A 24,784-nucleotide genomic window follows, 5' to 3' on the forward strand; every position below is an offset into this window, starting at 1 on the left:
GCTTTGATAAATTTAGCTTTATATATAGCTAGACTAATATATTATACCTATAAAAATGTTTTTTTTCAAATAGTTATTACAATATTATTTATTAAATTTTCAAAGTTATGCTTAACTATTTAGTCATAGATTCTGCTGACAAAAAATCTACATTCTTATCCATATTTAAGAACATGCTATCTTCTCCTTCTGTACAGATAGCTTCCTTTATTACTGATTTTATATTGGAAACGGGTATAACTTTTACTTTATCAAATCTTCCAAATTTATCTTGCCAGTTTTCTTTAGGTATTATAATTTTCTTTGCTCCAGCTTTAATAGCAGCATCTACTTTAGAACTTACCCCCCCTACAGGTTTTACTTCTCCATGAATAGATATTTCTCCAGTCATAGCTACATGATTATCTACAGCTTTTCCTTTAATAGCACTATATAGCGCTGTAGTTATGCTTATACCAGCTGATGGTCCATCTACAGGTATACCTCCTGGAAAATTTATATGTATATCATATTCATCACATTCTAAATCAAATATTTGCTTCATTATAGTAATAACATTTTGAACAGAACACAGTGCAGTACTTTTTCTAATTGCTTTCTTATTAGAATTATCAATCTCCTCTTCTTCAACTAATCCAGTTATTGATAACTTTCCTTTTCTTAAATTTATTTTTTTAGCCGTTGCCTCTATTTCCATTACCATTCCCATATTAGCTCCATATACTGCTAATCCATTTACATATCCAACTTTAGGTTCTAATGGTATCTTCTTTTGTATTCTTGGAGTGTATTGGCCATTTTCTATAACCCATTCTACATCTTGTGTTAATATCTTATTTCTATTATTATTTATTGATAAACCTGCAGATAATTGCACCAAGTTTATAGTATCCCTACCATTATTACAATATTGGGATATTAATTCACAAGCCTCATCTTCTATAGTAAAATTTAATTTTTCAATAGCATTCATAGCTATCTTTTTTATTTCTTCCGGTAATATCCCTCTAAAAAATACTTCTACACATCTCGATCTTAATGCAGGCGTTATTTCTTCTGGACTTCTTGTGGTAGCCCCTATTAGCCTGAAGTCAGCTGGCAAACCATTTTCAAATATATCTTTTATATAACTTGGTATATTATTATCTGAAGAATTATAGTAAGCACTGTCTAAAAAAACCTTTCTATCCTCTAAAACTTTTAATAATTTATTCATTTCACTAGGATGAAGTTCTCCTATTTCATCTATAAATAATATTCCTCCATGTGCCTTAGTAACTGCCCCAGGTTTGGGTTGAGGTACTCCTGCTAAACCTAAAGCCCCTGCTCCCTGGTAAATAGGATCATGCACTGAACCTATTAAAGGATCAGCTATTCCTCTTTCATCAGATCTTACTGTAGTAGCATCTATCTCTATAAATTTAGATTCTTCATTAAATGGAGAAAAATCTTTTTTCTTTGCATCTTCTAGAATCAATCTAGCAGCTGCTGTTTTCCCTGTTCCTGGTGGCCCATATATTATTACATGTTGTGGATTAGGACTACATATTGCTGCTTTTAACGCTTTTACTCCATTCTCCTGGCCTATTATTTGGTCAAAAGATGAAGGTCTACTTTTTTCTGTTAAAGGTTCAGTCAATTTTATACTTCTTAGTTTTTTCAATGTGTCTATTTCTTTTTTATTTTCTTTTTCTATTACTACTTTATTAGATTTTTGATTTTTTAAAGCATTCATAAAATATACACCCATAATAATTGTAAAAAATATTTCTATTAATATTAATGTTTGTGTCATATACAAAACCCCTTTAATACTTTTTTTATTATTATGTTCTTTTTCCCCCTTATATATTCAAAAAAAGGTATGTTATTCATCTAATGTATTAAATAAAAAATAACACCAAGATTTTATCTTGGTGTTATTTCTATGCTGTTTCGGAATCTTTTCTCTTTTTACCTTTTTTAGGTTTAATAGGTAATCTTTTGCCATCCTCGGTCTCTATAAGCTCCGGTTTTCTAGTCTTTATACAATCTTCATTCACTATTACCTTGCTTATATTTTCTTGAGATGGTATATCAAACATGATTTCTCTCATCATATCTTCTATTATAGCTCTAAGGCCTCTAGCTCCAGTATTTCTATTTATGGCCTCGTCAGCAATACCTTTTAATGCATCTTGTTTAAATTCTAATTCTACATCATCTAATTCAAACAATTTCTTATATTGTTTGACAAGAGCATTTTTCGGCTCAGTTAATATCTTTATTAGAGCTTCTCTATCTAATTTATCTAAAGTAACAACTATAGGTAATCTTCCAATAAATTCAGGTATTAAACCAAATTTTAATAAATCACCTGGCATAATATTCTTTAAAAGTTTACCTAGGTCTTTTTCTTTCTTAGATTGTATTTCAGCTCCAAATCCTAAAGAACTGGTTCTTGTTCTTCTTTCTATTATCTTATCTACTCCATCAAAAGCTCCGCCACAAATAAATAATATATTTGTAGTATTTATTTGTATAAACTCTTGATGTGGATGTTTTCTTCCACCTTGTGGAGGAACAGCAGCTACAGTACCTTCAAGAATCTTCAATAAAGCTTGTTGTACTCCTTCTCCTGATACATCTCTAGTAATAGAAGGATTTTCTGATTTTCTTGCTATTTTATCTATTTCATCTATATATACTATTCCTTTTTCTGCTTTTTCTATATCATAATCAGCATTTTGAATAAGTTTTAGAAGAATATTTTCTACATCTTCTCCTACATAACCGGCCTCTGTAAGCGTTGTAGCATCTGCTATAGCAAAAGGTACATTTAAAAACTTAGCTAATGTTTGTGCTAACAATGTCTTTCCTGAACCTGTAGGTCCTAAAAGAAGAATATTACTCTTTTGAAGTTCTACATCATCATTATTTACATTTGAATTTATTCTTTTATAATGATTATACACAGATACAGATAATGATTTTTTAGCATCTTCCTGACCTATAACATATTGATCAAGATAGTTTTTTATCTCTGCTGGTTTAGGTAATGATGTTAGATCTACTTGTATATCATCCTCAAATTCATCACTTATTATTTCAGAACAAAGTTCTATGCATTCATCGCATATATATACTCCTGGGCCTGCTATCAGTCGTCTTACTTGATCCTGTGTTTTGCCACAGAACGAACATTTCAACTGTTTCTTTTCATCTAATTTAGACATTTCTACACCTCACTAAAGGTTATTTCTTTTTATCAATAACTTCATCAATTAAACCATATTCTTTAGCTTCTTCTGCACTTAAGAAATGATCTCTTTCTGTGTCAAGCTCTAATGTTTCTAATGGTTTTCCTGTTCTCTCACTTAATATAGTGTTTAATTTTTTCTTCATTTTTAAAATTCTTTCAGCATGTATTCCTATATCTGTTGCTTGACCTTTGAATCCACCTAGTGGTTGATGTATCATAACTTCACTATTAGGTAATGCATATCTTTTTCCTTTTGCACCAGCTGCAAGTAAAAATGCTCCCATAGACGCTGCCATTCCTACACATATAGTAGAAACATCCGGTTTTATATATTGCATTGTATCATATATTGCCATTCCGGAAGTTATAGAACCTCCTGGACTATTAATATATAGATATATATCCTTATCTGGATCTTCTGCTTCCAAAAATAATAACTGTGCTACTATTAGACTGGCGGTTGTGTCATTAACCTCTTCACTTAACATTATTATTCTGTCTTTCAATAATCTAGAATAAATATCGTAAGATCTTTCCCCTCTATTAGTTTGTTCTACAACTACAGGTACTAAACTCATATATATCTCCTCCTTTTATAAAAATAAGATACTAATGATGCCTATGTGATATTTATAATTATTAAAACTTAGTTGCCAGAAACTATATTCTGGCAACTATATTATTATCTATTATTATAAATGAACTAAGCTATCTCTTTACTGTTATTTACTAATAAATCTAAAACTTTTCCATTAACTATGTCAATTTCTAAGTAAGCTTTTTGGGCATTCATTATTAGCTCAGCAGTTTTTTCCACATCTTTTTGACCATATTGTTTAGCTACTTCTACAGCTTTTTCTTTTAATTCTTCTTCTGTAGCTTTTATATCTTCTACTTTAGCAATCTGTTGCATGATTAAATCTGTTTTAACTCTTTTTTCAGCTGTTTCTCTCATATATTCTTTTACTTTTTCTTCTGAGCTATTTGTAAATTCATAATATGATTTAAGATCTAATCCTTGATATTTTAATCTCATTTCTAAATCTCTTACCATGTTATCTACTTCTTTTTCAATCATAATTTTTGGTATGTCTATTTCAGTATTTGCTGAAACTGCTTTAACTACTGCTTCTTCATATTCTGACTTAGCTTTTTCAGATAGTTCTTTTTTCATTCTTTCCTTTATATCAGATTTTAATTCTTCTAATGTATCAAATTCTGAAACTTCTTTTGCAAATTCATCATCTAATGCTGGAAGCTCTTTAACTTTTATATCTTTAACTGTTACTTCAAAAGCAGCTGGCTTTCCGTTTAAGTCTTCTCTGCCATATTCTTCTGGGAAACTTACATTTACTTTTTTAGATTCACCTTTTTTAAGGCCCACTAATTGATCTTCAAAATCTCCAATGAAAGTACCTGAACCTATTTCTAATTCATAGTCCTTGCCTTCTCCACCTTCAAAAGCTTTTTCATCTACATATCCTTTAAAATCTATTATTGCTATATTTCCTTTTTCAATTTCTCCATTTTCTTTTATGGATACTCTTGCATTTTTTTCTTGCATAGATTTTAATTCATTTTCTACAGCTTCATCTTCTACTTCATATGAAACTTTTTTTACTTCTACTCCCTTATATTCTCCTAATTTAACTTCAGGAACAGTTGTAACTTCTGCTGTATATATGAATTCTTTTCCTTCTCCTATTTGAACTACATCTATTTGAGGATAATCTACTGTTTTTATGTTATTTTCTTCTATAGCTTTAGGATATGTATCTTCACAACAGAAATTTATGGCATCTTCAAATAGAACACCTTCACCATAGTATTTTTTTATTATATTTAAAGGTGCTTTACCTTTTCTAAATCCTGGCACATTAAATCTCTTAGCATTCTTTTTGAATGATTTTTTAACAGCTTCATTAAATTTTTCACTATCAACTGTTATTTCTAATTTTACAACATTCTTTTCTATATTTTCCACTTTAACGTTCATTATACTTCTTCCTCCCAATTCCTTGTTATATGCTCATTTTAACTATATCATTATATCATATATTTAGAACTATTAACATAGATTACACTAACATAAAATGAAATAGCTTATAGTCATCTAAATTACACTTTATTAATTATTATATATCATACTATATAGTGTTTACAATATTTTTCATGATAATAAAATATTTTCAAGGAAATCTTTTGAATCAGTTATTTCTGATAATGATGAATAATTATCGTTGTAAACTTCTATAGTATAAACATTATTATACCCTATTCCCTTTAATTTACAACATATTTTTTTTAGGTTTACATTACCTTTCCCAGGAAGAAGGCAAATATTTCTCTCATTCTTATCATTTATATGAACATTAACTATTTTGTTGCCCATTGTATTTATATATTCCATAGGATCTTTGCCTATTTTAAAAGCTTGTTTAATATCAAGAGTATAATTTAGCTGTCTATTACACTTCTCATTTAGCATATTCAAAAAATCTAAACTTGAAGACATACACCATGCTACATTTTCTTGAGCTAGCTTTATTTGTTCTTCACTAGCAATGTAATTTAATTCATCATAAACATCTACAATATAATTCATATTTAAATCTAATATATTACTTCTTCTCATACCATGAAATGTATAATATTTAGCGTTTAATAATCGACCTGCCCTACATACTTTTCTAAATATTTTAAGCATATCTCTTTGTCTTCTTCGATATGTATCAAATAAATAAGGTTCAAACATAGATGAATATGCATGTATTGAATTTATTATGAACTGATTTTTCTCCTTTTGTTCCTGTAGCTTTTTTATAAAATCTTCATCATATTCACTATAAGTATTTAAAAAGATTTCTCCAATATTAAATTTTAATTTTTTCATAACCTGTATGCTTTCTTCTATTGGTACTTTTGGATATAGACAAGCAGAAGACATTCCTATTTCCATATTTACCTCCTTAAGTAAATAAAGAGTGTATGCATTTCATACACTCTTATAAATTCATATTTTAATCCACTTTTATTAACTTTTAATATAATTTAACTTAAGTTATTGAGCTATACTTCCATCAGCTTTTAAAAATGAAGTTTTTCCATCTGCATTTATTGTAAGGCCTTTGGCTGTAAGTTTATCAATTTTAACATCTTCTCCCGATACATTTTCAGTATATATATGTTGTTTATTCTTTATATTATAAATCCATATGTATTTAGTAGTTTTATTAAACCAAGGTAATTGAGAAATATAAGCTATATTATCATTATCTATAAATTTAGGAGACACTCCCCATAAATAATCCTGAGTTGAAGCTAGTACAGTATCCTTTTGAAAAACTGTGCCTGAAGTTGATGTATATTGCTTATTTGTTATATCTTCTTTATTACCATTTGAATTTACTAAATATATATTTTGAGTTTTAGGGTTAGTTATCACTATCAAATTTTTTGAAGGATTTATATCATATAATAAACTATTTTTATTTAAATCTATAGATTTAATAGTCTTATTTTTATCATCTTCATATATGAGCTTTATCTTTATATTATTTTCTAATTGAATTTCAATATTTTTATCCTTAGAAACGTTATTTTCTTTTTTCACTGTGGCTCTATTTTTTTCTACATCTTTCTTTATATCTTTTTGTTTATTATTTTGAACTATTTGTTTATTTTTTTGTTCTTCTTCAGCCTTAGTTTCTTCTTTTATTTGTTTTAAATTATTTTTTATTTTTTGGCCGATGCCATTATTAGTAAATATTACAACTAAAGCAATTGCTATTATGACTATAATGGAAAAAAATGTTCTTCTTTTTCTTCTTTTCATTCTTTTTTCATAATCCTTGCTAAATATACTTGGTTTTGCCACAATTATTCCTCCTATATGTATTCACTATCTATACTAAAATAAAATGTATTATTTATTATTTATTATTATATGCACACATTGTTATTATAACTCAAAATACTAAAAATTAATAACAAATTTGATAAATGTTAAAGTAAAATTAAGTTTTTATTTAAATTTTATTTAAACAAAAACTTAGCTAGACATTATTTTTATCAATTAAGGTTCAAATAATGTCTAGCCTTATATATATTTATAAATATACTAATTTTTATTTTTGTTCTCTGCTACCTGGTTTTACAAAAGGTATATTTTTTTTACATAACTCACAGTTATCTTTTTCATAAGTTTCTATTTCTAATTGGCACGCATTATATATTGGGTACTTCATTTTTACATTTTCAGCTCTTCTATCAACTATACATGCTATTCCAACAACTTCTCCGCCCATTTCTTCTATTACTTTAGCAACTTCTAAAGAAGATTTTCCTGTAGTAACTACGTCCTCTGATATTATAACTTTATCTCCTTTCTTTATCTCAAAGCCTCTTCTTATACACATACTTCCATCTTTTCTTTCTGCAAATATACCAGGTCTATTAGTTTGTCTTGCTAATTCATAGGATACTATTACACCTCCCATAGCAGGTCCTACTATTATATTAAAATCTACCTCTTCAAGTTTTTCTGCAATTACGCTAATAACTTTTTCTGCTTTTTGTGGATACTGTAATAGTTTTGCACACTGACAATATCTATTGCTATGTCTTCCAGATGACAATAAAAAATGTCCTTCTAATAATGCATCTACTTTCTTTAATATATCTATAACATTTATATTACTCATTTATATCCGCTCCTTATATTTATAAAATTTATTTTATATAATCCCTCTTATTTCCTCTAAAGTCTGTATACCTTCTTCTTTCATGTACTTTTCCAAGTCATTTATTATATTTATAGCAGCATATGGTTTCATAAAATTAGCATTTCCTATTTGTACTGCAGTCGCTCCTGCCATAATAAATTCTATTACATCCTTATGATTACATATTCCGCCTATACCTATCACTGGTATTTGTACATTTTTGCATACTTCATACACCATTCTTAATGCTATTGGCTTAATACATGGTCCTGATAAACCTGCTGTTATATTTTCAAATATAGGAGTTCTGTTTTTTATATCTATAGCCATAGCTTTAAATGTATTTACTAATGATATTGAGTCTGCACCTGCCTTTTCACATTTTATAGCCATATCTACTATATCCTCTGCATTAGGAGATAACTTTACTATAAGTGGTTTTTCACATACTTCTTTAACTTTTTTTACTACTTCATAAGCTACTTCTGACTTTATGCCAAAAGCCATACCCCCGTGCTTTACATTAGGACAAGATATGTTCAGTTCTATCATATCTACCTCTGCTTTATTAAGCTTTTTTATAACTTCAGTATAGTCCTCTATGGATCCTCCACCTATATTTGCAATAGTTGTTGTATTTATTTTCTTCATTCTAGGTAATTCTTCTTTTATAAATTTATCTACTCCGGGATTTTGAAGTCCAACACTGTTCATTATTCCAGAACTGGTTTCATAAATTCTCATACCATTATTCCCTTCTTTAGGATTTAAAGTCAATCCCTTAGTGGAAATCCCCCCTAACCTAGAAACATTATAAAAATCTCCATATTCTTCTCCAAACCCAAAGGTTCCTGATGCAGCTATAATAGGATTTTTTAAAATCTTACCACATAACTTAACTTGAATCATTATATATCTCCTTTCAAAAGAATGTCTTCTCCTTTAAACACTGGACCATCCTTGCAAGCTCTTTTATTTCCAAATTTAGTTTTACAAGTACATACAAGACATGCTCCTATACCACAAGCCATCCTTTTTTCCATAGATACGTACACTGGAATTTTATTTTCTCTACACGTTAATATTATCTTGTCCATCATTATTTCTGGACCACAACATAAAACTAAATCATATTCTTTGGGGATAAAATAATCTGTTATATATCCTTTTTCTCCAGCACTTCCATCCTCTGTAACTACAACTGATTTATCTAAAAAGCAATTAATCTCTTCTAAACAATAAGTTTCATCTCTAAAGCCCGCATATAAATCTATATGTGAATTCTTTATATTTTTTATTAAATAGTTTATAGGAGCTATTCCTATTCCCCCAGTAACTACAGCTATTTTCCCTGTTATATTTTCTAAATGAAATCCATTTCCTAATGGTCCCATTATTTCAACTTTTTCATTTTCCCTTATATTAGATAAAATTTTAGTCCCTTTTCCTTCTAATTTATATAAAAATTCTATAGAATTATCATTTACATCATGTATACTTATAGGTCTCCATAAAATAGGTTCATTTTGCCAAGCTCTTATCATATAAAACTGTCCTGGAATTCCATTAAAATTACCTTCCAAAATCATCTTAAATATGCCTGTTGATATGTTTTTATTTTCTATTACTTTTGCTTTAAAAGTTTTAGATTCTATTTTCCACACCACTCTTTCTAGTACTATCCTGTATCAAAATCATGCTTATTCACAAAATAAGCTCATATAATATTAGGGATATATGGCTTTTTTGTAATATCAAAAGTCTATATAATTCCTAAAATCAATTAATCTAAATCTATATAATCTGTAAAGTTTTTTTCATATTTATAACTTCTTCTCTAGCATATTCTTCAAAGTTTGTTCCTTCTTTGTCATACTTTTCATATGCTAGTAATATTCCTCTTGATGAATTTACTATTCCTCCATTGCCATCTTTTAAATAAGATTTAGCAACTTCGACTTTACCGCCTTGAGCACCATAACCAGGTATCAAGAAAAATGTATGTTTTAATTCTTTCCTAATATTATTTTCTTCTGCTGTACACCCAACTACTGCTCCTATAGAGCTATAGCCACAATGGCCCAAAAATTCTTTGCCTATACTTTCTATTTTTTCGCCTACCTTATTGTATACTTTTTTATTATCTTTTAAATCTAAATATTGAATGTCTTTTGATCCCTCATTAGAAGTTCTTAACAATAAGAAAACTCCTTTTTCTTTATTTTTAAAGTAATCTTTATATGGTTCTAAAGTGTCCATACCCATATATGGATTTAGTGTTATAAAATCACTTTCAAAATCTCCTTGGAAATGAGCTTTTGCATACATTTGTGCTGTAGCAGATATATCCCCTCTTTTTATATCCGCTATAACTATACCGCCTTTTTTTCTTATATATTCTAAAGTTTTCTTATATAAAATCATACCTTTAATTCCCATAGCTTCATAATAAGCTATTTGAACTTTATAGCAAGCTGACAAGTCAAAAGTTGAATCAATTATCTTTTGGTTAAATGAAAATATAGCATCCTCTACATTAGTAAATTTATTCAAAAATTTTTTAGGTATATAACTTATATCTGTGTCTAGCCCTACACATACGCACCCTTTTTTTTCTACACTTTCATACAATTTATCTATAATCAAATTATTCACCCTTTCTTATTCCATTAAAACTCACTATATACTATACATCCAGCTTTAAATGTAACTTTAACTTTTCCTTTGAGACTCATACCGTCCATAGGTGTATTTTTCCCTTTTGAATGAAATTCTTCAGATTTAACCTGATACTCTTCTTTTGTATCTACTAAAACTAAATCTGCTTCTTTTCCTATTTTTATTTCTCCCTTATTTACGCCTAATATGTCTGCCGGATTTTTAGACATTATTTTGGAAAGTTTATTTAAACTAATATGATTTTCATTAACTAATGTGGTATAACATGTAGAAAAAGATGTTTCTATTCCTGATATGCCTGGACTTCCTTTTAATTTATCTTTTTTACTATGAGGTGCATGATCCGTCCCTATGCAATCTACTACATCTTCTTTTATTGCCTGAATTAGAGATTTAACATCATCATCTTCCCTTAAAGGTGGATTCACTCTATAAAAAGTTTTATTTGTAAGTGCTATATGATGTGGTGCTACTTCACAGGTTACTTTTAAACCTTTTTCTTTAGCATCTCTTACATAATCCATAGATTCTTTAGTACTTACATGAGCTATATGAACCTTACATCCCGTAAACTGGGAAAGGGTTATATTTCTCCATGTCATTAAATTTTCTGAAAGCCTAGTATCTAACTCTGTAACATCATGTTCTTCTGAGTGACACATTACTATAATATCTTTTTCTTTAGCTTTAACCATGGCATCTATTAACACCCTAGTATTCATTACATCTTTTCCGTCTTCTGATATTATTTTTACTTCCCTATCTATATGATCTAAGTGACTTATATCTTCTCCTGAGAAATTTTTTGTAATAGACATACATTGATGAACATCTATCAGACCTACTTCTTTTGCTCTCCCTAATATATAATTAATTTCTTTATTAGAACTACATATGGGTTTAGTATTAGCCATCAAATTAACCATAGTATATCCACCTTTTACCGCAGCTTTACTTCCAGTTAATATGTCTTCCTTATATGTAAGACCTGGATCTCTAAAATGAGCATGCATATCTATAAAAGATGGAAGAAGAGTTAATCCTCTTCCATTAAATATTTCACAATTTTTATTTAAATTTTTACCTAGCTCTTCTATAATTCCGTCCTTTATATAAATATCTCCATGGAAGTTTTCACACCAATCTACTATATCAACATTTTTAATTAATATCTCATTCATTTGTGCACACCCCCATAAATTTTATAGTTTGTTTATGTCTCCACCTGAATATATTTCATCACAATATTTACATCTATATTCTCCATTCTCTTCATCTACCAAATAAAATTCATTAGGTATATAATTTTCTATAGATGTTATACAACGTGGATTTTTGCATTTTATGACATTTTCTATAGACCTAGGTAATTCTAATTTTATTTTTTCTTTTATTTTTTCATTTTCAATAACATCTATTGTTATTTTAGGATCTATAAATCCTAAAACTTTATAATCTATCTCCATAATATTTTCTATCTTTATGATATCTTTTTTCCCCAGTTTTGAACTTTCCGCATTCATTATAAGAGCCACTCTATACTCTGCTTCTTCTAAACCTAGGTATTTGAATATCTTTATACCACAACCTGCTTGTATATGATCTATTACTATACCATTTTTTATACTATTTATTGTTAACATATTATCTTACCCCCAATAACTTTGCTATTAAAGCCATTCTTACATACATTCCATATTTAGCTTGTTTAAAATAACATCCTCTTGGGTCTTTATCTATCTCATAGGCTATTTCATTGACTCTTGGTAATGGATGAAGAACCATCATATCTTCCTTAGCATATTTCATCTTTTCACCATCTAATATATAACTATCCTTCAATCTTACATAATCATCTTCATTAAAGAATCTTTCTCTTTGAACTCTAGTCATATAAAGTATGTCTAGTTCGTCCATAGCATCTTCCATTTTGGAAACTTCTTTATATTCTATATTATTTTTTTCTAATATTTCTTTTCTTATATAATCAGGAATTTTTAATTCTTTTGGTGACATAAAAATAAATTTATTATTTTCATACCTTGATAGGGCTTTTACTAATGAGTGCACTGTTCTTCCAAATTTTAAATCTCCGCAGCACCCTATAGTTAAATTTGATAAATTTCCTTTTAAGGATCTTATAGTTAATAGATCTGTTAATGTTTGAGTTGGATGTTGGTGACTACCATCTCCAGCATTTATAACTGGTATTTCTGAATACATTGAAGCTATTCTTGGAGCTCCTTCTTTTGGATGTCTCATAGCTACTATATCTGCATAGCAACCTACAGTTCTTATAGTATCTGCAACGCTTTCTCCTTTAGATACTGAACTTGAACCTGGTTCTGAAAATCCTATTACCTGTCCACCTAATCTAAGCATTGCTGCTTCAAAACTAAATCTTGTTCTTGTACTTGGTTCATAAAATAATGTAGCTAATATTTTCCCATCGCATACATGTAAAAACTTTTCTGGATCTGCAATTATTTCATCTGCTAATTTAAATACCTCTTCTAATTCCTCTAACGAAAAATCCATTGGGTCTAATAAATTTCTTCCTTTTAACATGTAAAATTCCTCCTTTTTAATCTCTCTGGATTAAATTTAAAGGTATAAAAAATGCCTTCCTTTTTCAAAGGAAGGCACAATTATACTCTAGATTAAAATATTATATGCAGATATAATATTTACCAATTTGCTTTTTATAAAGTATGCTTTTATCTTCCTTTTTAGTCTCACAGGACTAATTTTAAAGGTCTCATGAAAATTTTATCAATCTTTACTTGGTAATATAGCATATATTTCAAATTAAGTCAACCACTATTTTAATCTATTTGCCATTAACGCCGCTCCTATAGCCCCTGCATATCTCCCAAGTTCATGAGTTTTTACTTGTGAACATAATTTTTCTGATAATCTATCTAATATATATTTATTTTCACTTAAACCTCCAGTTAAAAAATACTGTCCATTATCAGAGTGTTTTTGACATAAAGATTTTACTTTTCCGGTTATAGAATCTAATACACCATAAGCTATATCTTCTCTTTTCTTACCGCTGCCTATTAAGCTTATAACTTCTGACTCTGCAAATACTGTACACATAGAACTTATAGTTATGTTTTCTCCACTTTTTGCCCTTTCACACATTTCTTCTATATCAAAACCTAATGTATTTGCCATAAGCTCTAGAAATCTTCCTGTACCTGCTGCACACTTATCATTCATTGTAAAATCGGTAACATTACCATTTTCCACTGTTATTACTTTAGTGTCTTGACCACCTATATCTATAACTGTGCAATCATTCTTAAATAAATAATAAGCTCCCTTTCCGTGACAAGTTATCTCTGTGATAGTCTTATCTGCATAAGGAACAGAAACCCTTCCATATCCTGTAGCAACTATCTTAGAATTTTCTTTGTTTACTCCTATTTTTTTAAATTTATTTTTGATGTCTTCTGCGGTCTTAACACTGCTCCAACCAGTTGGTAACACAAATACATCTTTTATATTGTCATTTTGAAAAATACAAACTTTAGATGCAGTAGACCCTATATCTATTCCTATATAAAACATGTAATCCCACCTTTTCTATAAATTAAGCATAAAAATTTTTTATTGTCTTAGTTAAGGAATGTAGCCCTAGAATATTTATAGAATTATTTTCTATTAATCCTTTTATAAAATTTTCATCATTTATATTATACATTATACATATCCCACAAGATTTAGATAATTCTCTTGGTGTAGGAACAATAGTGTGCTTTATCTTATTTTTACTAAGTAAACTATCCATTTTCATTCCCTCTGTATGGGAAGGGAAAAGAATATAATAATTTGTTTGCTCCATTTTATGCACTTCCTTTAATAATATTAAACCTAATAGCTACATTACAGCAAATCTTATTTTAGTATACACAATATAAAAATATATTTAATAAAAATACAAATAGTATTTTTCAATTATTAATACTCAAAATTTAAAACTCCCCCCATTATTTTACCATAACATGAGAAACCAGGAGTGAAGTCACAAACGACATCTCTCCTGGATATAAACTTTTCAATGAATTTAACTTTATGACTTTCCATTAAATAAATTAATATATGAATTATATTTTCATATGTTAATAAGTAAGATGAAATTTATCTTACTTTTATGCTCACTCTTTGTTCTATAGCATTTCAAGGAATGCTTCTACTCTTGTTTTTATTTGACCTGAATCTTCTGTAGAGTAATCTGTTTCTATATGCATTATTGGAATATTTTCTTCTTTTAATTTTCTTTCCACATCTTTATGTTCTACAGCATAAGTATGACAGAAAGATAAATTAGCATCTATAACTCCATCTGCTTCATATTCTTTAGTATATTTTATTATATCATCTATTCTGCCTGTATTAGGCGTAAAACAGGCACAATTTATATTTAGATATCTATGTGCTAAATTTTTCATTAGCTCTTCTAAAGTTTGGCCATGTTCTGATACTTCTCCTTCAAAATATCTAGTTCCTGTGCAAGTTTCCTCTGCTACAACTTCTGCATCTAAACTTTCTATTATTGAATGGAGCTTCCAGTTTGGTAACGCCATTGGAGTTCCTGTTATTAATATTCTCTTTTTATTGCTTTCTTTAGAATGTTTAATTCTTTCTTCTAATTCATCACACAATTCATGAACTTTTTCTGTAAATCTTTTAGGGTCATCATAAAAAGCTATTTGAGTTATTAACAAACAGTCTAATCCACTTATTGGAGATGGTCTATATTTTCTTAAATCATATAATCTTTTTAAAGCTTTTCTTTTTTCATTAGTTACTCTTATGCCTTCTTTTAATGCCTCCACTGTTATTTTATTTCCCGTAATTTCTTCAATCTTACTTATTAAATCTTTAATTTCTTCTCCCCATTTTTTAAAATCCTTATCTCTTTTCATTTGAGGAAGATCCATTATATGTACTGGCACGTATTCATCTAATATTTCCCATGCTTTCTTCTTTCCATCACAAGTAGTTTCACCTATAACCATATCGCAAGACTGAAAATAAGGGCATGTACCACTTATTTTAGCACCCATAAATGCCTTTATAAGTGGGCAAAGATTTCTCGGTAAAACTTTTTCACCATCTTCAACCCAAAATTGTGATCCTGCACATAAGCCTACACTTATAGCCTTTGCAGCTATAATTATTTCTTCTGGCACAAACACACAAAAAGTTCCTACTACCTTTCCACCTTTTTTTCTATGTTCATCTAACTCCTGAATTCTAAGTCCATGAACTTCTGACACAACAAAATTAAAATAATTCATTCCTTCTGGTCTATTTTCCTGTGTTAAATATGTAGACCCATATAATTCTGGCAAAACAGCACATAATTGATCATGTTTCTCTAGATTTACCCCTAAATCCGTCCATAATTTTCTATAATTCCCCATTTATTTCCCTCCAAACAAAATACTTTATATTAATCTTAACATAGTTGTCATATTAGAAGTTATTTTAATATATAATGGTTCTTTCAATACTTATAACATATTTTTATATAATTATATAAAAAGGCCTTCTAAATACATAGAAAACCTTTCTTAATTTTTTATATTGTTATTATATGGTCTACTCCAGCAGAATCTAATGCTGCATAGCATACTGGAAAACAACCTATGGCTGCTTCTTTAATTAGTTTGTCCTCAATTTTTCTTTCCTTTGCACATTTATCACAAGCTAATAAAACAAGTCCTGTTTTTTCACTTAATTTTTTTAACCTATCTGCTGTGTCTGTACCTTCCATTAAAAAGTATGTATTATCCATTATAAAAAACATTCCAGCTACATCAGCACCATGTATTTCCTTTTCCATTTGTGGAATTATCATATTTATTAAAATATTTTGAGCATGTGGTGATTCTAATACGTAAGCTACTTTCATTTTATACCTCTCCTTATTATTTCCAATTATATATATTTATACAGTATGTTTTAAAGATTCTTTTAATATATTAGTCAGTTTTGTTTTAAATTCTAAATATTTATGATTATCTCTATTTCGAGGTCTTGGTAAATCAATTTTCATATCCTCTATAATTGTTCCTCCCTTGGCCGAAAAAACAATTATTCTATCACTTAAATATACAGCTTCATCAACATCATGAGTTACCATAACAACTGTAGTTTTATCCTTTAACCATAGATTTTCTAACTCTTCTTGCATAATTTGTCTCATTTGAAAATCTATAGCTCCCAAGGGTTCATCCATAAGTAAAACCTCTGGTTTACTAGCAAGGGCACGTACCACTGCAGTTCTTTGTTTCATACCACCAGATAACTGATTAGGATGCAAATTTTCCTTTCCTTTAAGTTGAGACATCTCTAATAGATAATTTAATCTATCTAGTGATTCCTTCTTAGAAATTTTTTGTTGTTTCATAGGATACATTATATTGTCTTTTACAGTCATCCATGGAAACAATGCATAATTTTGAAAAACAAATCCCCTATCTGGCCCTGGTTTTATTACTGTTCTACCATTTAAAATTATTTCACCAGAATCTGAATTGTGAAACCCTGCAATCATTGTCAATAATGTTGTTTTTCCACAACCTGACGGACCTAACAATGTTACAAACTGACCATCTTCCACATCAAAATTTACATTATCTAGCACTTTATTTTTCTTCTTATTGTTCATATAAGACTTACTAATACCCTTTATTTCTAATCTCATTATTGAACATACCTCCACTTAGTAAGGAATTTATTTAACTGAAGTAGTCCTCTATCTATAAAAAATCCAATTAAAGCTGCTAGTATCATCAATGCAACTAGCATATCTGTCTGCATTTTTGTTTGAGCCTCTACCATTGAGAAACCGAGACCGGCACTCGTTGCTATAAACTCCGCTCAGATTACAGACATCCAACCTCCACTTATGGCTATTCTAGCTCCTGTTAATATATCAGGTACTGATGCTGGTAATATTATATTCATAAATATACTAAAAGGCCCTGCTCCCATACTTCTGGCTGCATTATAATAATCTTTTGAAATATTTTTTACTCCTGCTATAGTATTTAATATTACAGGAAATATTCCTGAAAAAGCAATTAAAAATATAGTAGGTCCGTCTCCTATGCCAAACCACACAATTGTTAAAGGAACCCAAGCCATAATAGGAACTTGTCTTATGGAATCTATAAGTCCCCCTATAAGATTGTTAGCCATTTTAAAAGCTCCCATAAAAAGGCCTAGCGGTACCCCTATTATCATGGCATACATAAATCCCTTTAAAACTCTATTTAATGTAATAAATAAGTTAGTCATAATCTCACTGCTAGTCAAACATTTTATGAAAGCTTTTGCTGTTCTTTTAGGTGTTGGCAATATTAATTCATTATCATAATGTCTTGCTAATAAATACCAGACAGCTATTATAATAATCATCATTATCAATTTGTATATTGATTCTTTAATCTTATTTTTATTTCTTCTTTTTAATATCCCTGTTACGGTATTAGAAAGAACTTTACTCTCAGTTTCAGCCATTGTTCCACCTCATCCTTAGACAATTTAATCTTCTTATAATCTTCTATAGACGTTTTAATTTTATCTTCGTTTTTTAATTCCATAACAGATTTATTATAATTTTTAGTAAATATTTTATATCTCTTATTCTTTTTAAATCCTTTCTTAACAACTAACACATAGCTTGTATAATTTGTCCTTACACTTATGCCTTTTTTATATCCATGTAATTTTAACGCTTTTATTGAATCTATTATAATCCCGTCCACGTTTTTCTTTTCTAATGCATAAGGTAGTGCTGAATATATCATTGAATATATTTGTACACCTTTTCCATATTGATCTTTAATTATTTTTTCTTGATAAAATCTATTTTGTGTCATAGCTATGTTTCTTACATTATTTAAATCTTTTAAAACAAACATATCTGAATTGTTAACTAATGGACATACTATTTCAAATCTAGTATCATTCTTCATCAAATTTTTAGCTGCCTCGGGACACATTATTGCCATATCTAAAACATCTGAGCTTAAAGCCCATTGGGACGTGTTCCCTCAGCAATCTTTTATAAAGTACGGTTCAAAATTCTTATCTAATTCTACATTTTTTAATCTATCATTATTAATCATATAATTTATAATGAGTCCAGATGAATCATCTGAAACTCCAATTTTTATTTTAGAATTTAGTGATTCATCTGGTAATTTATTAAGTATAATAAAAAATATCAACAATATAATTAAGGTCATAATAACTTTTTTAAAATATTTCATATTCATCCCTATTTTAATCAGTAACACTGAATAACATTTTTGCTACACACATAGCCTCATAAATATCTAAACAAAATATATTGTCTTCATCAGTTTTTGTTTCTTTTATCCAATTTCTATAATGATCTTCACTACAGAAGAAATACATTATATTTCAACAACTAGAAGCCCAACTATTATTCTTATTTAAATCTACATGTAAAACTCTTAAATTTTCAGGCATACATTCCTTTATTTCACCGTTTTCTATAATAATTTTTATAGATTCATTACATGTTATACAATTAGATTCTATTTTTATATTTTGTTTAAATGTAAACGCTGTTCCTATAGAATCAATTGCACACATAGCATTTATTTTTCTTCCATCTTCCAATTCAACTCTATAATTGGTATTTATAGCGCTAACTGGATAAATAAAATTTATGTTCTCTTTTTCATCCATGACTAATGCCTTTTTATGCATTAATGACAACACTATATCTTCTAATTGATTTTTTGTTATTCCTGTACCTATAATAAAATCATTATTTGGGTTTTTTAAATTATATGGTTTATTTTTTGATATAATATAGTCCATTATATATGTTCTTACTTTTTTTTCCAATAAAGATAATTTAGAATCTATACTTTCTATAATTAATCTTTGTTTTTCCCAATGCTTAATATGACTAAAATCTATATTTTCATACAATAAATTATTCTTTTCAACTGTTAACATATACTGCTTCCTTTTCTTAACATATTACTATTTGTCTATTTTCATAGACTTGGCTTTCCACTGTTCATATTTCATTCCAACTGGGAAAACTGAATCAACTTTTTCTTTTATAAATTTATCAAAATCCTCTACTTTAGCTTCTTCATATATTTTTTTAGATATTAATTTATCATAATCAGGTTTCTCTTCTATTAATTTGTATTTCATTAAAGTATCTATCTCTGTCTTAAAATAAGCATCATCCATTTTCCAAGTTAGAGTTCTTCCTTCCCCTACAGTTTTTTTATAGATTGTCATTAGTCCAACTTCTTCTGGAACTTTATAATTTTTAGCAAATATTTTTGCTGCTTTTATTGGATGCTCATAACAATATTTCATAGCTTCTACATGAGCTTGTATCATTTTTTTAGCTAACTCTGGATGTTCTTTTTCAAATTTTGTATTCATGGAATAAACACAACAATTTCCCCATTTATCTTTTCCTACAGTCTTGTCCGCAGTAGCTATTATATTACCTGTTTTTTCATATTCAGCCATTGACCCCCATGGATCACAACAGACAAATCCATCTATTTTCCCTGCTTTTAATGCTAAATATGCATCTTTGTCTGATCCAAATTCAACACAATTATAATTTTTTCCTTCAACAGGTATACCTAATTTTGTAGCACACATTAACCAAGTCTCATTCTCTTGAGGTTTCGTTCCTATTCCTAGTTTTTTACCTATTAAATCTTTAGGTTTCTTTATTTTATTAGAAACCACCAAATACATTGATCCCCCCAAATGATTATTAGCTGCAACAGTTATGGGAGATCCTTTTTCTAACCCCCTTATTAATCCTGGATATCCTATATATCCTACATCCATTTTTCCTGCTGCCATAGCTTGAGGAACTTTTCCATTCCCTGATACACTAACTTTTAATCCCAATTTGTCAAATATACCTGCATCTTTAGCAACACAAGCAGATGTCATATGGTCGCAATTATAATAACCTAATTTAACTGTATAATCTTTATCCTTTTCCGCTGAAGTTTTTTTAGAACAACCTGTAGCTATTAATGTTGTTCCTAAGAATAAAGTGCATAATAAACTCAATATTTTTCTTTTTTCCATTTTAACCCTCCACAAATTAACAACAATCTTTCATATCTTCTCCAAATAAATCTACAATTTTCCCTTTTTCTATTCTATAAATAGCATATCCCAAATTTCCATTCTTTGATCCAGATATAATAAACTCCAGTGGAGCTTTTTTATCTATATCTTTAAACTCTATTTTTTGATTTTCTATAGGTGCTGAAACTTCATTTGTAATTTTATATCTTTCTTTATCACTTAATACCACTACCATGGAATTTTTATCACTATTTTTTTTATAAATAACAATTAAATCTAATTTATTATCATTATTTAAATCTTTCTCTCCACATTTTAATACTTGTTTTTTATTATATTTTTCTTTAAAAAATAATAATTTTTCATTATTATTTTTAACTCCTATAGTTTTTTTTTCATTGTATCCGTTAACATTACTAAAACAACCTGATAGGAAAAATCCTATTACAATCACAAAGAATATTTTAATATTTCTCATTTACATTCACCTTTTTTAAGCTGATATTACTTTACTTATTTTTTTTATTTTTGGTAACATAGCCTTTAAAAATAACAGAAATATAATTAATGAACAAACATATTTCATTGCCTCTGGAGCTGAAAATATAAATTTATTAGCAGTTCTTATAGTATTTTGAGTTCTATCAAAACTAATAACTGGTTGAAAATTAGGTAATAAAACATTAGTTAAATATCCTACAATAAATGATAATCCTACTAATGTGGTAGCATATATAGCCACAGTTCTTTTCCCTATTAATTTACCAATGCTTATGAGCTCAGGTAAATTTGATGCAGTTCCAGCCATTAAAAATGTTATAGCTACTCCAGGGGCAGCTCCGCTAGCTACTAATGCAGCAATAAAAGGTATGTGCCCTACTGCACACACATACATAACACATCCTATTACTGCTATTCCAAAAATAGATACAGCATTAGGTGATCCTAAATATTGTTGTATAAATTCCTGCGGTACAAGAACTAAAAGTATTCCAGCAAGTAACATTCCAGGAATTACATATTTTGATACAGATATAGCTACATCATTAAAAGACCACAAAATCCCCATTCTTATTTTTTCAAATATAGATGATTTATCTTCTTGTAACTCTATTTCTTCTATTCTTTTCTGAATTTGTTCTTCTACTCCAGGCGCTTTAAGCTCTGATCCACCTGATTTGTTTCCTATAATTCCAATTATAAGTGGTACTGTAAATCCAACTATTAAATATATAGTAGCTATCTTAGGTCCCAAAAGACCATAAGATAAAAAAACAGCAATAGGATTTATTATAGGTGTAGAGGCTATAAAAGCTAGTGTAGGTCCTAAATAAGCTCCAGAATAATAAAGACTTAATCCTAATGGTATAACTCCACAACTACATATGGGAAGTAGCATACCTGATAAAGTTGCTTTCATTAAAGATGAAATCTTTTTGTTACCTAACATTTTTTGAAATTTATCTGGTGCTAAAATATTATGTAATAGTCCAGCCAATATAAAGCTAAATATAAGCCAAGTAGATGCCCCATTTAATAAATTTATTGAAGTTAATAATATTTTCTTTATGTAATACATAAACATTATTTATCATCACAAATAGCTTTTTCTATTTCATTTTTTATTATTTCTTTAGATAACTTGTCTACTTTTTTCTTTTCATCCATTATTAGAGTTCCCTTTAATATCATTCCATATTTCTTAATGTAATCTACATCTTTTCCTGCATAATAAATCTTACATTCTAGTTTATCAGAATACTTTGAACAAATTTCCTTTACAAATTCTGAGTACTCATCACAACATGGGCAAGTATTTACAAATTCTACTAATTTTCTTTTCATAAAATATCCCTCCTAAAATTTAATTCATTTTTATAATAACATATTTCCACTTATACAGTTATTTGTAATAAAAATATATATAAGGTAATCTATAAATAAACTTTATAGATCAGCTGTTTAACAATAAAAAAAAGAGATGATTTAAAACCATCTCCTTAAACTGCAATCTCTTCATATATATCTTTTTTTAATTCTTTTTCTGAATTAGCTACAATGAGAGTTCCTACTGCATCTCCTGTTATATTAACTGTAGTTCTAACCATATCTACTATTCTATCTACACTTAATACTAATCCAATACCTTCTAAAGGTAATCCTACTTGTTGAAGTACCATAGACAGCATAACTACTCCAGCACTTGGCACACCAGACGTTCCTATAGAAGCTAATGTAGCTACCAATATTATTGTTATCTGTTGATTTAAAGTTACATTAATTCCATACATTTGTGCTATAAATAAAGCTGCAACCCCTTGCATTATAGCTGTACCATCCATATTAATAGTTGCACCTAATGGTATAGTAAAGCTAGCTACAGATCTGTCTACTCCGAATTTTTTCTCACAAGCTTCTAAATTCATAGGTATAGTAGCATTACTACTTGATGTACTAAGTGCAAATATCATAACAGGCCAAAACTTTTTAAAGAAATTTATAGGGCTTAATTTTCCTATAATTTTAAGCATACCGCCATAAACAATCAATACATGTAATATCATAACTAATACTGCAACTAACACATATTTCATAAGTGGTATTAATACCTTTAATCCTTGAGTCATTATAACATTACTTATAAGAGCAAAAACTCCCAATGGGGCAACTATCATTATTACATTTATCATTTTTAATAAAACATTATTAATCTCTTCAAATACATTTAATAATTTTTTTGCCTTATCTCCAACCAAAGTTATTGAAATACCAAATATTAAGGCAAAAACTATTATCTGTAACATATCTCCTTTTACCATAGCTTCTATTGGATTAGAAGGTATCATGTTAACAAGCATGTCCATAATAAATGGAGGCGCTGAAGTTTTTACAACTTCTTTTCCTGCTTTCAATGTTACCCCTATACCTGGCTTAAATATATTAGCCATAAAAAGAGCTATAGTTGTAGCAAAAGCTGTTGTAATTATATAATATGTAAATATTTTCCCACCAACTCTTCCTAACTTCTTAATGTCACCTACACTAGCAGCTCCACATATTATTGAAAACAACACTAAAGGAACTACCAACATTTTTATGCCACGTAAAAATACATTTCCCATAGGTACTAAAAACCATTTACTTAAAGTATTATTCACGTATTGTGGTAAAAATAAATTAGATATTAGTCCAAAAGCTATTCCAAAAAACAATGCAAATAATATTTTAAAGGTTAATGACTTTTTCTTCTTAATTTTTTCCAATATTAACTCCTCCATGATGAATTTTATTTTTATCCTAAATTTCATAAACTATGACTATAGTAACAAAGCTCATGATAAAATGCAATAATTAATTTTATTTCTAATTAAAAGTTGCAATATTCTAAATTTTCTCATGATATTTTCATAGAAATTATGACTAATTTAATTCAAAAAATTAAATTTTATTACTAATTTTATTTAGTACAACATTATTTTATAGTGTACTTATATTAGACTAAATATTATAATATAGAAAAATTTTTAAATTAGGCATAAGTATAAACTTATTCAATCAATTAATTTAAATAAGTTTATACTTATAAGATTGTATAGTATTAAAAATAAAATTCAACATAAAAAATAACACTTATTAAGACTTATACAAATCTATAACAGTGTTCATTCAATAACTTCATATTATATTTTTAAATTAATAATATGGTGCGCCCAGCAGGAGTCGAACCTGCGGCCTCCGGATTCGAAGTCCGTCACTCTATCCAGCTGAGCTATGGGCGCTCTAGATATAAAAAAAACAAAAAAATGGAGCGGGTGAAGGGAATCGAACCCTCGTAACTAGCTTGGAAGGCTAGCACTCTACCATTGAGTTACACCCGCACACTACATATTTCTTGTCAATTTAAAAATGGTCGGGGTGACAGGGCTCGAACCTGCGACCTCATGGTCCCAAACCACGCGCGCTCCCATCTGCGCCACACCCCGATATTCAATTATAAACC

At 28.6% G+C, this 24,784-nt stretch carries 26 protein-coding genes and 3 tRNA genes; all 29 read right to left on the bottom strand.

What is annotated here, in order from left to right; all coding sequences use genetic code 11:
* Window positions 1–115: 115 nt before the first annotated feature.
* Window positions 116–1,795 carry an ATP-dependent protease LonB gene (lonB, locus tag NGI68_RS08775; RefSeq protein ID WP_251861095.1) on the bottom strand — a complete coding sequence of 560 codons (1,680 nt, stop codon included), beginning with the start codon at window positions 1,793–1,795 and terminating at the stop codon, window positions 116–118.
* A 130-nt stretch (window positions 1,796–1,925) separates the two neighbouring features.
* Window positions 1,926–3,215, bottom strand: a complete 1,290-nt coding sequence (gene clpX, locus NGI68_RS08780) for an ATP-dependent Clp protease ATP-binding subunit ClpX (RefSeq protein WP_251861096.1) — start codon at window positions 3,213–3,215, stop codon at window positions 1,926–1,928.
* A gap of 19 nt (window positions 3,216–3,234) precedes the next feature.
* Window positions 3,235–3,819 carry an ATP-dependent Clp endopeptidase proteolytic subunit ClpP gene (gene clpP / locus NGI68_RS08785; protein ID WP_251861097.1) on the bottom strand — a complete coding sequence of 195 codons (585 nt, stop codon included), beginning with the start codon at window positions 3,817–3,819 and terminating at the stop codon, window positions 3,235–3,237.
* 125 nt (window positions 3,820–3,944) lie between these two features.
* A complete protein-coding gene (gene tig, locus NGI68_RS08790; RefSeq protein ID WP_251861098.1) occupies window positions 3,945–5,237 on the bottom strand; it encodes a trigger factor in 1,293 nt (430 codons plus the stop codon).
* A gap of 174 nt (window positions 5,238–5,411) precedes the next feature.
* The gene (locus tag NGI68_RS08795) at window positions 5,412–6,200 is read right to left on the bottom strand and encodes a sugar phosphate isomerase/epimerase family protein (RefSeq protein ID WP_251861099.1); all 789 of its coding nucleotides are present in this window, start codon (window positions 6,198–6,200) and stop codon (window positions 5,412–5,414) included.
* A gap of 102 nt (window positions 6,201–6,302) precedes the next feature.
* The gene (locus NGI68_RS08800; protein WP_251861100.1) at window positions 6,303–7,118 is read right to left on the bottom strand and encodes a tRNA (guanine-N1)-methyltransferase; all 816 of its coding nucleotides are present in this window, start codon (window positions 7,116–7,118) and stop codon (window positions 6,303–6,305) included.
* Window positions 7,119–7,368: 250 nt separating this feature from the next.
* Complete coding sequence (gene pyrE / locus NGI68_RS08805) at window positions 7,369–7,944, bottom strand: orotate phosphoribosyltransferase (RefSeq protein ID WP_251861101.1); 576 nt, start codon at window positions 7,942–7,944, stop codon at window positions 7,369–7,371.
* 33 nt (window positions 7,945–7,977) lie between these two features.
* Window positions 7,978–8,874, bottom strand: coding sequence for a dihydroorotate dehydrogenase (locus tag NGI68_RS08810; RefSeq protein ID WP_251861102.1), 897 nt, complete (start codon window positions 8,872–8,874; stop codon window positions 7,978–7,980).
* Window positions 8,874–9,629 (bottom strand): dihydroorotate dehydrogenase electron transfer subunit, encoded by a 756-nt coding sequence (locus NGI68_RS08815; protein ID WP_251861103.1) that lies wholly within the window; start codon window positions 9,627–9,629, stop codon window positions 8,874–8,876. The genes NGI68_RS08810 and NGI68_RS08815 overlap by 1 nt, the downstream gene beginning before the upstream one ends.
* Window positions 9,630–9,759: 130 nt before the next feature.
* Complete coding sequence (pyrF, locus tag NGI68_RS08820) at window positions 9,760–10,611, bottom strand: orotidine-5'-phosphate decarboxylase (RefSeq protein ID WP_251861104.1); 852 nt, start codon at window positions 10,609–10,611, stop codon at window positions 9,760–9,762.
* A gap of 23 nt (window positions 10,612–10,634) precedes the next feature.
* Entirely contained in the window at window positions 10,635–11,825 is a 1,191-nt protein-coding gene (locus NGI68_RS08825; protein WP_251861105.1) for a dihydroorotase, read from the bottom strand.
* A 21-nt stretch (window positions 11,826–11,846) separates the two neighbouring features.
* The gene (locus tag NGI68_RS08830; protein WP_251861106.1) at window positions 11,847–12,287 is read right to left on the bottom strand and encodes an aspartate carbamoyltransferase regulatory subunit; all 441 of its coding nucleotides are present in this window, start codon (window positions 12,285–12,287) and stop codon (window positions 11,847–11,849) included.
* 1 nt (window position 12,288) lies between these two features.
* Window positions 12,289–13,212: an aspartate carbamoyltransferase gene (pyrB, locus tag NGI68_RS08835; RefSeq protein ID WP_251861107.1), complete on the bottom strand. Its 924-nt coding sequence runs from the start codon at window positions 13,210–13,212 to the stop codon at window positions 12,289–12,291.
* Window positions 13,213–13,464: 252 nt separating this feature from the next.
* Window positions 13,465–14,223 (bottom strand): acyl-CoA dehydratase activase, encoded by a 759-nt coding sequence (locus tag NGI68_RS08840; protein WP_251861108.1) that lies wholly within the window; start codon window positions 14,221–14,223, stop codon window positions 13,465–13,467.
* Window positions 14,224–14,245: 22 nt separating this feature from the next.
* A complete protein-coding gene (locus tag NGI68_RS08845; protein ID WP_251861109.1) occupies window positions 14,246–14,497 on the bottom strand; it encodes a putative Se/S carrier protein in 252 nt (83 codons plus the stop codon).
* Window positions 14,498–14,822: 325 nt separating this feature from the next.
* The gene (locus NGI68_RS08850; RefSeq protein ID WP_251861110.1) at window positions 14,823–16,082 is read right to left on the bottom strand and encodes a double-cubane-cluster-containing anaerobic reductase; all 1,260 of its coding nucleotides are present in this window, start codon (window positions 16,080–16,082) and stop codon (window positions 14,823–14,825) included.
* Window positions 16,083–16,240: 158 nt separating this feature from the next.
* Window positions 16,241–16,573, bottom strand: a complete 333-nt coding sequence (gene saoD / locus NGI68_RS08855; protein ID WP_251861111.1) for a DsrE-related protein SaoD — start codon at window positions 16,571–16,573, stop codon at window positions 16,241–16,243.
* 36 nt (window positions 16,574–16,609) lie between these two features.
* On the bottom strand, window positions 16,610–17,368 hold the full coding sequence (gene saoA / locus NGI68_RS08860) for an ABC transporter ATP-binding protein SaoA (protein ID WP_251861112.1): 759 nt from the start codon (window positions 17,366–17,368) through the stop codon (window positions 16,610–16,612).
* Window positions 17,368–18,186 carry an ABC transporter permease subunit SaoP gene (gene saoP, locus NGI68_RS08865; protein WP_251861113.1) on the bottom strand — a complete coding sequence of 273 codons (819 nt, stop codon included), beginning with the start codon at window positions 18,184–18,186 and terminating at the stop codon, window positions 17,368–17,370. The genes saoA and saoP overlap by 1 nt, the downstream gene beginning before the upstream one ends.
* Window positions 18,147–18,941 carry an ABC transporter substrate-binding (seleno)protein SaoB gene (gene saoB, locus NGI68_RS08870; protein ID WP_251861114.1) on the bottom strand — a complete coding sequence of 265 codons (795 nt, stop codon included), beginning with the start codon at window positions 18,939–18,941 and terminating at the stop codon, window positions 18,147–18,149. The genes saoP and saoB overlap by 40 nt, the downstream gene beginning before the upstream one ends.
* 13 nt (window positions 18,942–18,954) lie before the next feature.
* Window positions 18,955–19,662, bottom strand: a complete 708-nt coding sequence (gene saoL / locus NGI68_RS08875) for a MerB-like organometallic lyase SaoL (RefSeq protein WP_251861115.1) — start codon at window positions 19,660–19,662, stop codon at window positions 18,955–18,957.
* A 27-nt stretch (window positions 19,663–19,689) separates the two neighbouring features.
* A complete protein-coding gene (gene saoX, locus NGI68_RS08880; RefSeq protein WP_251861116.1) occupies window positions 19,690–20,781 on the bottom strand; it encodes an ABC transporter substrate-binding subunit SaoX in 1,092 nt (363 codons plus the stop codon).
* A 16-nt stretch (window positions 20,782–20,797) separates the two neighbouring features.
* Window positions 20,798–21,262, bottom strand: coding sequence for a Cys-Cys-COOH (seleno)protein SaoC (saoC, locus tag NGI68_RS08885; RefSeq protein WP_251861117.1), 465 nt, complete (start codon window positions 21,260–21,262; stop codon window positions 20,798–20,800).
* Window positions 21,263–21,277: 15 nt separating this feature from the next.
* Entirely contained in the window at window positions 21,278–22,369 is a 1,092-nt protein-coding gene (saoE, locus tag NGI68_RS08890) for an efflux transporter SaoE (RefSeq protein WP_251861118.1), read from the bottom strand.
* Window positions 22,369–22,629 (bottom strand): thioredoxin-like (seleno)protein SaoT, encoded by a 261-nt coding sequence (gene saoT / locus NGI68_RS08895; RefSeq protein ID WP_251861119.1) that lies wholly within the window; start codon window positions 22,627–22,629, stop codon window positions 22,369–22,371. Before saoT ends, saoE begins: the two co-directional genes overlap by 1 nt.
* Window positions 22,630–22,784: 155 nt before the next feature.
* Window positions 22,785–24,047, bottom strand: a complete 1,263-nt coding sequence (locus NGI68_RS08900; protein WP_251861120.1) for a dicarboxylate/amino acid:cation symporter — start codon at window positions 24,045–24,047, stop codon at window positions 22,785–22,787.
* A 439-nt stretch (window positions 24,048–24,486) separates the two neighbouring features.
* Window positions 24,487–24,563 (bottom strand) — tRNA-Arg (locus NGI68_RS08905).
* A 25-nt stretch (window positions 24,564–24,588) separates the two neighbouring features.
* A tRNA-Gly gene (locus NGI68_RS08910) sits at window positions 24,589–24,662 on the bottom strand.
* A gap of 29 nt (window positions 24,663–24,691) precedes the next feature.
* Window positions 24,692–24,767: transfer RNA gene (locus tag NGI68_RS08915), tRNA-Pro, on the bottom strand.
* Between the last annotated feature and the right edge of the window lie 17 nt (window positions 24,768–24,784).

It is taken from the genome of Clostridium sp. Marseille-Q2269 (assembly GCF_943736985.1).
Lineage (GTDB): Bacteria > Bacillota > Clostridia > Clostridiales > Clostridiaceae > Clostridium_F.